Below are 11263 nucleotides of genomic sequence, written 5' to 3'. Positions count from 1 at the left end.
CCCCTGGCCAGCACCCGGGCCCGCGCCCCGGCCCCTGGCCAGCACCCGGGCCCGCGCCCCGGCATCCCCCGCCGCGACCACATCAACCCGGTCGCCCGGCCGCAGCAGCCGCACGGTCTCCGCGTCCGCGATCCGGACCGGCGCCGACACCAGGCGCACCGGCGGCGAGGCCCGCTCCCGGGCCGCCCCCTGCGCCGTACCGCCCCCGTGGCCGCCGCCACCGCCCCCGGCGAACCCGGAGACGGCCAGCGCGGCCGCCGTCAGCGCCAGCCCCGCGGCCATGGAGCGGCGCTGCCGCCACACCGCCCGGCGCAGCCGCTGACCGGCGCCTCCGCGCACCCGCAGCGGCGGGAACGCGGGCACCCCGCACGGCGGGGGAGCGGGCAACGGTCCCGGCGGCGCACCCGCGAAAGGAGTGGCGGGGCGGGCCTCGGAGAGGGAGAAGGGGAAACCGGACGTGCGCATCGCGAACACCGCCTGCGTCGGGAGTCGTTGGGCCGGTCCGGCCGCCGGAACCCGTGGGTTCGGCCGCCGGACAACCCCCACGATCCACGAGCCGCCCGATTCCCGCCGGAGCCTGTGGACCGTCCACCGGATGTGGAAAACTCCGCCACCCGCCGCGGGTACGACCAGCTCCCTACGGCAGCGTGATCCCGGTGTCGATCCCGTCCAGCGCGTGCCCGCACGGGCACGCCCGGTCCGCCTCCGGCGGCAGCCCGGCCACCGCGTCGAAGAGGACCGAGCGCAGCCGGTCCACGTTGGCCGCGAACACCTTCAGCACCTCTTCGTGGGAGACACCCTCACCGGCCTCCGCGCCCGCGTCCAGGTCCGTGACCAGCGTCATCGTGGTGTAGCAGAGGCCCAGTTCGCGCGCGAGAACCGCCTCCGGGTGCCCCGTCATGCCGACCACGGACCAGCCCATCGCGGCATGCCAGCGCGATTCGGCGCGGGTCGAGAAGCGCGGCCCCTCGACGACCACCAGAGTGCCGCCGTCCACGGCCTCCCAGTCCCGTCCCCGCGCGGCGGCCAGCGCCACCTTGCGGCCCGTGGGGCAGTACGGGTCCGCGAACCCCAGGTGCACCACGTTCGGCAGGAGCCCGTCGACCGGGGTCTCACCGTCGTAATAGGTCTGGACGCGGGTCTTCGTGCGGTCCACCAGCTGGTCCGGCACGATCAGCGTGCCCGGCCCGTACTCCGGGCGCAGGCCGCCCACCGCGCACGGGGCGAGCACCTGGCGTACGCCGACCGAGCGCAGCGCCCACAGGTTGGCGCGGTAGTTGATGCGGTGCGGGGGCACGTGGTGGCCGCGGCCGTGCCGGGGGAGGAAGGCGACCCGGCGGCCGCCCGTCTCGCCGATGAAGACGGAGTCGCTGGGCTCTCCGTAGGGGGTTTCCACGCGGACCTCGGTGACGTCCTCCAGGAAGGAGTACAGCCCCGAGCCGCCGATCACGCCGATCTCTGCGTTCGCCATGCGGTCACCCTAGGCCGTGTCCGCGAAGCCGCGTCCGGCGGGCGCGAGCGCGCGAAGACCCCGCCGAGCAGGTCGGCGGGGTCTTCGGAAAAGCTGGGGGGCCGGCAGCTCAGGCGGCCGACGAACCGCTCGTCGAGGAAGAGGACGACGACGAGGAGGCGGACGACGTGGACGCCGGGGCGGCCGACGACTTGGTCTCCGACGACGTCGAGGAGCTGGTCGAGGACGATCCGGAACCGGAGGTCTTCGAGGCGGAGGAAGCCGGGGTGCTGCTCGACGAGGAGCCGCGGCTGTCGTTCCGGTAGAAGCCGGAACCCTTGAAGACGATGCCGACCGCCGAGAACACCTTCTTCAGGCGTCCGTCGCAGTTCGGGCACACCGTGAGGGCGTCATCGGTGAACTTCTGCACCGCTTCGAGGCCCTCGCCACACTCGGTGCACTGGTACTGGTAGGTCGGCACTTTGTTCCTCCTGGCACTCTGACTCGATGAGTGCTAACGACGCTCCATAGTGACGTATTCCGCTGGATCAGTCCACCGTGACCGGCCCGCGGTGACCGATACCACGCGCCACGGTCCGTCCCACGCCCGTCGGCAGGAGCCTCGAACGCAGCGTCAACAGGGTCACCAGCGCCAGCACCGTACCCACCAGCGGCACCAGGAATCCGGCGCTCGCGCCGTGTCCGTCCGCGAGCCGGCCGGCCACCGTCACCGCGGCCGCCTGGCCCAGCGCGACCGCGCCCGTCAGCCAGGTGAACGCCTCGGTCCGCGCGGAGCCCGGCACCAGCGCCTCGACCAGCGTGTAGCCGCTGATCAGGGCCGGAGCGATGCAGAGGCCGACCAGCAGGCCGAGCGCGGCGAGCAGCGGGACGGAATGCATCGCCCACAGGCCCGACGCCGTCAGCGCCAGGGCCGTGTAGCCGGTGATCAGGCGGCGGCGCGGCCCGGACTTCCAGGCGATGGCCCCGCAGGCGATCCCGGCGAGCATGTTGCCGGCGGCGAAGATCCCGTACAGCACACCGTTCGCGCCCGGGTTGCCGATCTCCTCGGCGAACGCGGTCAGGGAGACCTGCATGCCGCCGAAGACCGAGCCGATGCCGAGGAAGGCGACCGCGAGCACGCGCACGCCGGGGATGGACAGGGCGGAGACGTGCCGTTCGCCGCCGGGCAGGGCGCGGTCGCGGACGGGCGGCTGAGTGGCGCGCCGCGCGGCGAACAGCAGGCCGCCCACCAGGGTGAGCGCGGCTTCCGCGATCAGGCCGGCCGCGGGGTGCACGCCCGTGCACAGCGCGGTGGCGAGGACGGGGCCGATGACGAAGGTGAACTCGTCCGTCACCGACTCGAACGCGGCGGCCGTCGCCAGCAGCGGCGACGCCTCGCGTCCGGGCGCCGCCCCCAGTACGGCGGCCCAGCGGGCCCGCACCATGGGGCCGATCTGCGGGACGGAGGCGCCGGTCGGGACGGCCGCCACGAACAGGGCCCACAGGGGCGCGTCGGCCAGCGCGAGCGTCACCAGGAGCGAGACGGCGGCGGAGTGGACCAGCACACCGGGCAGCAGCACGGCCCGCTGGCCGAAGCGGTCGGCGAGTTTGCCGGTCTGCGGGGCGAACAGGGCCATGGAGACCCCGGTGACGGCCGCGACGGCGCCCGCGCTGCCGTACGAGCCGGTGGTGTGCTGGACCAGCAGCACGATGCCGATCGTCAGCATCGCGAAGGGCTGCCGTGCGGCGAAGCCGGGAAGGAGGAAGGTCCACGCACCGGGGGTGCGCAGCAACTGCCCGTATCCGGGGCGGTCGGAGACCGTGGACGCCACGGTCCTTGCCTTTCTGCCGCCTGGTGGCCGTGCTCCCGGGGCGGCCGGCACGTGCGTGCGGGGCCGGGCGGGGGCTGCCGAGAGCTGTCCTCTTCGCGCGGAACTGCGGTAGATGCCGGGCGTTCGAAACCGGTGTGCTGTGCACAGCCGGTACGGAGGACGCCACGACCGCCATACGGTCGCGCCAGCTCTGCGTCAGGCAGAGTTGGTCGATCAATCGGTGGTACTGGGTTTCCTTCATGCTACAGGCAGGAAGGGCGGCGCTCCTGTGATTGTGCGCGCACCGCCCTTCTCCGCCTGTGAACGCGGCGTGGGCTCAGTGGTGGGCCTTCGCGTCGTGTGCGCGTGCCTCCTGTTCGGCGGCCTCGCGTTTGGCGGCGACGCGTTTGGCGGAGTCGCGTTTCTTCGCCTCGTCCGCCCTGCCGAGCTTCTTCACCGCCTTGAGCGCCCCGGCCACATGGGGCCCGGTGAGGTCCTCGTGGCCTGCGGGATGCCCGCCGGGGGTGCCGAGCCAGCCGGCCAGCTTGCCGCCCTCGCCGACCGCGCGCAGCCGTGCCTCGGCCGCGTCGCGCACCGGATCGGTGGCCACGACGAGCAGTTCGTCGCCGCGCCGCAGCACGGTCGACGGGGCGGGTACAAAGCTCTTGCCGTCGCGCACCACGAGGGTGACGGCAGCGCCCGCGGGCATGCGCAGTTCGCCGACCTCGACGCCGTGCATTTTCGACTTCGCGGGGATGGCCACCGACAGCAGGTGCCCGCGCAGGCGTTCCAGGGGGGCCGATTCGATGCCCAGGTCGGAGGCCTCGGACGGGTCGTCCTTGATGTCGAGGGCCTTGGCGAGCCAGGGCAGCGTCGGGCCCTGGATGAGGGTGTAGACGATGACCAGGACGAAGACGATGTTGAAGACCCGGGTGGAGCCCTCGATTCCGGACACCATGGGAATGGTCGCCAGGATGATGGGTACGGCGCCGCGCAGCCCGGCCCAGGACATCAGGGCCTTCTCCTGCCAGGGCAATCGGAACGGCAGCAGAGAGATGAAGACCTCCAGCGGCCGTGCCACCACGGTCAGCACCAGGCCGACGACGACGGCGGGCCAGAAGTCGTCGAGCAGGTCGTGCGGGGTGACCAGCAGACCGAGCAGGACGAACATGCCGATCTGGGCGAGCCAGCCGAGCCCGTCCGCGAAGCCCCGGGTCGCCGGCCAGTGCGGCAGTTTGGCGTTGCCGAGGATCATCGAGGCGAGGTAGACGGCGAGGAACCCGCTGCCGTGGAGCATGGCGCCGGCCGCGTACGCGGACACCGCGATGGCCATGACGGCGATCGGGTAGAGACCGGACGCGGGCAGGGCCACATGACGCAACCCGTACGAGCCGAGCCAGCCCACGGCAATGCCGACGGCGGCGCCGATGGCCAGCTCCAGGGCTATCTCGCCGATCAGCACGTACCAGCTGTCGACCTCGCCCACCGTCGAGAAGGCGACCACGAGGATGACGACGGGGGCGTCGTTGAAGCCGGATTCGGCCTCCAGGACACCGGTGACGCGGGCGGGCAGCGGGACCTTGCGCAGCACGGAGAAGACGGCTGCGGCGTCCGTCGAGGAGACGACCGCGCCGATGATGAGCGCCTGCCGCCATTCCAGGCCGACCAGGTAGTGTGCCCCGGCCGCGGTCACGCCCACGCTGATGCCGACGCCGACCAGCGACAGCATGATGGCCGCGGGCAGCGCGGGCTTGATCTCTTTCCACTTCGTGCCGAGGCCGCCCTCGGCGAGGATCACGACGAGCGCCGCGTAGCCGATGACCTGCGTCAGTTCCGCGTTGTCGAACTTGACGTCGAAGAAGCCGTCCTGGCCCAGGGCGATGCCGATGCCCAGGTACAGGAGCAGGCTGGGGAGCCCGCTGCGGGACGAGATGCGTACCGCCGCGACGGCGACGAGCAGGACGAGCGAGCAGACGAGCAGGAGTTCGTTGAGCGTGTGGACAGTCAGTGGCCGGTCCTTCCCTGCGTACGCCTGCCGGATCGTCTTCCGGCGGCCGGTACTTCGTTACCTTACCTAATCTTTAACGTTTTCTTGATGCGTTCGAGTATTCGTACGATCGCTACGCAATTCGAGCCATCCTGATACCGCGTCCGAGTGTCCTGCGCGCTGCGCCTATGGTTGCTCCTGCACTCCCAGGACCGCCCTGCCCTCGAAGGACAGCGATGCCCGCCACAACAACCGCCTCTTCCGGATCCACCGGTACCGCCGGTGGCGGGCCGCGCAAGAAGAAGAAGGGGCGCCGCGCCCGCCTGCTCCTGATCGTCCTGGTGCTGGCGCTCGTCGCGGGTATCGGTTACGGAACGTACTGGTCCGTATCCACCGTGCGCGCCTCCTACCCGCAGACGAACGGGACCATCCACATCGACGGCCTCTCCGGCAACGTCGAGGTCAAGCGCGACGGCTACGGAATCCCGCAGATCTACGCGGACTCCGACGCCGACCTGTTCCGCGCCCAGGGCTTCGTCCAGGCGCAGGACCGATTCTGGGAGATGGACGTCCGCCGCCACCTGACGGCCGGCCGGCTCTCCGAGATGTTCGGCTCCGGCCAGGTCGAGACGGACTCCTTCCTGCGCACGCTCGGCTGGCGCAAGGTCGCACAGGAGGAGTACGACACCGTCCTGTCCGACGAGACGAAGAAGAACCTCCAGGCGTACGCGGACGGCGTGAACGCCTACCTCAAGGGGCGCGACGGCAAGGACATCTCCGTCGAGTACGCCGCCCTCGGCTTCACCAACGACTACAAGCCGTCGGAGTGGACCCCGGTCGACTCGGTGGCCTGGCTGAAGGCGATGGCCTGGGACCTGCGCGGCAACATGCAGGACGAGATCGACCGCTCGCTGATGACGAGCCGGCTCGACGCCGGCCAGATCGAGCAGCTCTACCCGGAGTACCCGTACGACAAGCATCAGCCGATCGTCACCGAGGGCGCGATCTCCTCGGTCACCGGCAAGTTCGATCCCGCGGCGACCGACTCCGACGGCAGCGGCGCGAACACCGTGGCGGGTGCCACCGAGGGCCTGAACACGCAGCTCGGCGCGCTCTCCGACACCCTCGACGAGATCCCCGCGCTGCTCGGCCCGAACGGCACCGGCATCGGCTCGAACTCCTGGGTGGTCGCCGGCAAGTACACGACCACCAACAAGCCACTGCTCGCCAACGACCCGCACCTGGCGCCGATGCTGCCGTCCCTCTGGTACCAGATGGGCCTTCACTGCCGGCAGGTCTCCGAAACCTGCAAGTACGACACCGCCGGCTACACCTTCTCCGGCATGCCCGGTGTGATCATCGGCCACAACCAGGACATCGCCTGGGGCTTCACCAACCTGGGCGCCGACGTCACCGACCTCTTCCTGGAGAAGGTCTCCGGCGACGGCTACCTGTACGACGGGAAGACCAAGCCGTTCACCACCCGTGAGGAGACCATCAAGGTCGCCGGCGGCAAGGACCGGCACATCACCGTCCGCGAGACCAACAACGGCCCGCTGGTCTCCGACCGCAGCGCCGAACTGGAGAAGGTCGGCCAGAAGGCTCCCGTCGCCAACTCCGCCCCGGACCGCGCCGACGGTTACGCCGTCGCCCTGAAGTGGACCGCGCTGGAGCCCGGCCACTCCATGGACGCCGTCTTCGAGCTGAACCGCGCCAAGGACTTCACGACCTTCCGCAAGGCGTCCGAGCACTTCGAGGTTCCCTCGCAGAACCTCATCTATGCCGACACCAAGGGCAATATCGGCTACCAGGCCCCCGGAAAGATCCCGGTCCGCAAGCAGGGCGACGGCACGACGCCCAGCCCCGGCTGGTCCTCGGCGTACGGCTGGAGGAAGGACCCGATCCCGTTCGACGAGCTGCCCTACGAGTACAACCCGAAGCGCGGCTACATCGTCACCGCCAACCAGGCCGTGATCGACGAGGACGACTACCCGTACCTGCTCACCAAGGACTGGGGCTACGGCAGCCGCAGCCAGCGGATCAACGACCTCATCCAGTCGAAGATCAAGGGCGGCGGCAAGATCTCGACCGAAGACATGCAGAAGATGCAGATGGACAACACCAGCGAGATCGCCGCGCTGCTGGTGCCCGAGCTGCTGAAGATCAACGTCTCCGACAAGGACGTCCGCCAGGCGCAGAAGCTGCTGGAGGGCTGGGACTACACCCAGGAGGCCGACTCGGCCGCCGCCGCGTACTTCAACGGCGTCTGGCGCAACATCCTCAAGCTGGCCTTCGGCGACAAGCTGCCCAAGGAGATGCGCGTCGAGGGCGAGTGCCTGAACGTCCGCCCGGCCAAGAGCTCCGGCCCGGTCGACGAGCAGGACCGGCTGGTGCGCGAGTGCGGCCAGCGCTCCCCGGACTCCGCGCAGCCGGACGGCGGCGACCGCTGGTACCAGGTCGTCGCGAACCTCATGGACAAGCCGGACAGCGACTGGTGGAAGTCGCCCAAGGGCCGCAAGGACAAGGCGACCGAGACCCGCGACGAGCTGTTCGCCCGCGCCATGGAGGACGCGCGCTGGGAGCTGACGGCCAAGCTCGGCAAGGACATCACCACCTGGAACTGGGGCCGGCTGCACCAGCTGACCCTGAAGAACCAGACCCTCGGCACCGAGGGCCCCGGACTCCTCCAGAGGGTCCTGAACCGCGGCCCCTGGAACCTCGGCGGCGGCGAGGCCGCGGTGGACGCCACCGGCTGGAACGCGGCCGGCGGCTACGAGGTGGTCTGGGTGCCGTCGATGCGGATGGTCGTCAACGTGGGGGACTGGGACAAGTCCCGCTGGATCAACCTCACCGGCGCCTCCGGGCACGCGTTCAGCGCGCACTACACGGACCAGACCGACAAGTGGGTCAACGGCGAGCTGCTGCCCTGGTCCTACGGCACGAACGCCGTGGCCGGGTCGACGACGGACACGCTGACCCTGAAGCCGTAGGCGCTCACCGCGGGCCCCCGGTGCTTCGGCTCACGCCGAAGCGCCGGGGGCCTTGTGGTGTGACCACCGCGTGCACGGGGAAGTCGTGCGGCTCCGCCGGGACCCGCTCGGTCACCTCGTCCGCGTACAGCAGGACGATCAGCGCGGGTACGGCCCCGGCGGCCGTCAGGCGGGCCAGCACCCGGTCGTAACTGCCGCCGCCGCGTCCGAGACGCATGCCGCGGGCGTCCACCGCGAGACCGGGCAGCAGCACCGCGTCCGCCTCCAGCACGGCACCGGGACCCAGCCGCTCACCGACCGGTTCGAGCAGCCCGCGCCCCGCCTTCACCAGGCCTTCGGCACCCTCGTACACCGCCCAGTCCAGGTCGTTGTCGGCCAGGAGGACAGGCAGCAGCACCCGTACGCCCCGCGTGCGCAGCGCGTCCAGCAGCGCGCGGGTGCCCGGTTCGCGCCCCACCGAGACGTACGCGGCGACGGTACGGGCCCCGCTCAGCTCCGGGAGGGCCAGCGCGTGACGGGCGAGAACCGCGGCGGCCCGTTCGACGTCATGATCCGTCAGGAGCCGACGCGCGGCGAGCAGTTCACGCCGCAGCAGCGCCTTTGCGGACATGTCGGTGTTCAACGGGGTACCTACCGGCCTCTCGTACACGTCTATATGAGGACAAAGTTAACCGGAGGCTCATCTTCCGCCCATGTGGCCCCGTTAAGGTTCAGCGCATGACCCAGTCGAACTCCAGGATCAGCAAGGCCGTCATCCCGGCGGCGGGCCTCGGCACCCGCTTCCTGCCGGCCACCAAGGCCACCCCCAAGGAGATGCTGCCGGTCGTCGACAAGCCTGCCATCCAGTACGTCGTCGAGGAAGCGGTGGCCGCCGGGCTGCACGACGTCCTGATGGTCACCGGCCGCAACAAGCGTCCCCTGGAGGACCACTTCGACCGGAACTACGAGCTGGAGAGCGCCCTGACCCGCAAGGGCGACGCCGACCGGCTGCGCATGGTCCGCGAGTCCAGCGACCTCGCCACCATGCACTACGTCCGCCAGGGCGACCCCCGGGGCCTGGGCCACGCCGTGCTGTGCGCCGCGCCGCACATCGGCGACGAGCCCTTCGCCGTACTCCTCGGCGACGACCTCATCGACCCCCGCGACCCGCTTCTGTCCCGGATGACCGAGGTCCAGGAGCGCGAGGGCGGCAGCGTCATCGCGCTCATGGAGGTCCCGTCCGCGATGATCCACCAGTACGGCTGCGCGGCCGTCGAGCCCACCGGTGAGGGCGACGTCGTACGCGTCACCGGCCTGGTCGAGAAGCCGGAACCCGCCGACGCGCCCAGCAACCTCGCCGTGATCGGCCGCTATGTGCTGGACCCGGCGGTGTTCGGGATACTGCGCCGGACCGAGCCGGGCCGGGGCAACGAGATCCAGCTGACCGACGCCCTGCAACTGCTCGCCGAGGACGAGAAGGCCGGCGGACCCGTGCACGGCGTCGTTTTCAAGGGGCGCCGGTACGACACCGGCGACCGCAGCGACTATCTGCGTGCCATTGTCAGACTCGCGTGCGAACGTGAAGATCTGGGGCCGGAGTTCCGCAGCTGGCTCCGCCGGTACGTCACCGAGGAGATGTAGCACGTTGAGCAGCACGATCTGGTCGGTGGACGAGCACCTGGAAGACATCCTCGCCGCGGTGAAGCCGCTCGAACCCATCGAGCTGCAACTGCCCGAGGCCCAGGGCTGCGTCCTGGTCGAGGACGTCGTGGTGGAGGTCGCCCTGCCGCCCTTCGACAACAGCTCGATGGACGGTTACGCGGTGCGCGTCGCCGATGTCGAGGGCGCCACCGAGGAGTTCCCCGCCGTCCTCACCGTCATCGGTGACGTCGCGGCCGGCGACGACGGCCTCGGCGCCGGACGGCGCGTCGGCCCCGGCGAGGCCGCCCGCATCATGACCGGCGCCCCGCTGCCGGAGGGCGCCGAGGCCGTCGTCCCAGTCGAGTGGACCGACGGCGGTACGGGCGAGGGACCCGCCGCCGCGATGCGCGCCCACAGCGACGCCCCCGAGGGCGCCGGCGGCGAGGTCCGGGTCCACCGCCCGGCCGAGGCCCGCGCCCATGTCCGGGACCGGGGCAGCGATGTGCGCCCCGGCGACCTGGCGCTCGAAGCGGGCACGGTGATCGGGCCGCCGCAGATCGGACTGCTCGCCGCGATCGGCCGCTCCACCGTCAAGGTCCGGCCCCGCCCCCGCGTCGTCGTGCTCTCCACCGGCAGCGAACTCGTGCAGCCGGGCGGCGAGCTGACCGCCGGCCGGATCTACGACTCCAACAGCTTCGCGCTCACCGCCGCCGCCCGGGACGCCGGGGCCATCGCCTACCGCGTCGGTGCCGTCGCCGACGACGCCGAGACCCTGCGCTCCACGATCGAGGACCAGCTGATCCGCGCCGACATCGTCGTCACCACGGGCGGCGTCAGCGTCGGCGCGTACGACGTGGTCAAGGAGGCCCTGTCCTCCGTGGGCGACGAGGACGAGCCCGGCGCCGGGGTCGACTTCCGCAAGCTCGCCATGCAGCCGGGCAAACCGCAGGGCTTCGGCTCCATCGGCCCCGACCACACCCCGCTGCTCGCCCTGCCGGGGAACCCGGTCTCCAGCTATGTCTCCTTCGAGCTTTTCGTCCGCCCCGCGATCCGCGCCCTGATGGGGCTGCCCCCCGTCGACCGCCCCACGGTGAAGGCCGTGCTCGTCACGGACAAGGCCCTGTCCTCGCCGGCCGGCAAGCGCCAGTTCCTGCGCGGTACGTACGACGCGGAGGCCGGCACCGTCACACCCGTCGGCGGCTCCGGATCGCATCTGATCGCCGCGCTCGCGCGGGCGGACGCGCTGATCGTGCTGCGCGAGGACGTCACCTCCGCCGAGCCCGGCACCGACACCGAGGTGGTCCTGCTCCGCTGACAGCGGCCCGGTGGCGGTACGGTGTCTGCCGCTGTGCCGTCCGGGGGACACCCCCCGGCCCCCGGATCCGCGCCCCGGTGCGGCACCGGG

9 protein-coding genes are annotated in these 11263 nt (G+C 71.2%); 3 read left to right on the top strand and 6 right to left on the bottom strand.

Going from position 1 to position 11263, the window contains the following annotated elements; translation table 11 throughout:
• The 5 genes from EAO73_RS30895 to EAO73_RS30875 form a co-directional block, all read right to left on the bottom strand.
• A partial coding sequence (locus EAO73_RS30895) for a hypothetical protein (protein ID WP_412075619.1) occupies positions 1-465 on the bottom strand: 465 nt, incomplete at its 3' end.
• A gap of 172 nt (positions 466-637) precedes the next feature.
• Positions 638-1471: an S-methyl-5'-thioadenosine phosphorylase gene (locus EAO73_RS30890; RefSeq protein ID WP_147974813.1), complete on the bottom strand. Its 834-nt coding sequence runs from the start codon at positions 1469-1471 to the stop codon at positions 638-640.
• A gap of 109 nt (positions 1472-1580) precedes the next feature.
• Positions 1581-1931: an FmdB family zinc ribbon protein gene (locus EAO73_RS30885; protein ID WP_147974812.1), complete on the bottom strand. Its 351-nt coding sequence runs from the start codon at positions 1929-1931 to the stop codon at positions 1581-1583.
• 67 nt (positions 1932-1998) lie between these two features.
• Positions 1999-3282, bottom strand: coding sequence for an MFS transporter (locus EAO73_RS30880; RefSeq protein ID WP_147974811.1), 1284 nt, complete (start codon positions 3280-3282; stop codon positions 1999-2001).
• Between the two features lie 316 nt (positions 3283-3598).
• Positions 3599-5242: a potassium/proton antiporter gene (locus tag EAO73_RS30875; protein ID WP_263576323.1), complete on the bottom strand. Its 1644-nt coding sequence runs from the start codon at positions 5240-5242 to the stop codon at positions 3599-3601.
• A gap of 242 nt (positions 5243-5484) precedes the next feature.
• Between EAO73_RS30875 and EAO73_RS30870 the strand changes: the two genes are divergently transcribed.
• The gene (locus EAO73_RS30870) at positions 5485-8238 is read left to right on the top strand and encodes a penicillin acylase family protein (protein ID WP_147974809.1); all 2754 of its coding nucleotides are present in this window, start codon (positions 5485-5487) and stop codon (positions 8236-8238) included.
• A gap of 4 nt (positions 8239-8242) precedes the next feature.
• Here the strand turns inward: EAO73_RS30870 and EAO73_RS30865 are convergent, their stop codons facing one another.
• On the bottom strand, positions 8243-8848 hold the full coding sequence (locus tag EAO73_RS30865) for a 5-formyltetrahydrofolate cyclo-ligase (RefSeq protein WP_191134289.1): 606 nt from the start codon (positions 8846-8848) through the stop codon (positions 8243-8245).
• 107 nt (positions 8849-8955) lie between these two features.
• On the opposite strand from EAO73_RS30865, the gene galU reads away from it, so the two are divergent.
• Both galU and glp read left to right on the top strand, forming a co-directional pair.
• Positions 8956-9858 (top strand): UTP--glucose-1-phosphate uridylyltransferase GalU, encoded by a 903-nt coding sequence (gene galU, locus EAO73_RS30860; RefSeq protein ID WP_147974807.1) that lies wholly within the window; start codon positions 8956-8958, stop codon positions 9856-9858.
• A gap of 4 nt (positions 9859-9862) precedes the next feature.
• Positions 9863-11173: a gephyrin-like molybdotransferase Glp gene (gene glp, locus EAO73_RS30855; RefSeq protein ID WP_147974806.1), complete on the top strand. Its 1311-nt coding sequence runs from the start codon at positions 9863-9865 to the stop codon at positions 11171-11173.
• The last annotated feature ends 90 nt before the right edge of the window (positions 11174-11263 follow it).

The sequence above is a fragment of the Streptomyces sp. col6 genome (genome assembly GCF_008042035.1).
Classification (GTDB): Bacteria; Actinomycetota; Actinomycetes; order Streptomycetales; family Streptomycetaceae; genus Streptomyces.
The sequence above is the reverse complement of the archived record's forward strand: the minus strand, read 5'-3'. Positions and strand labels throughout refer to the sequence as shown.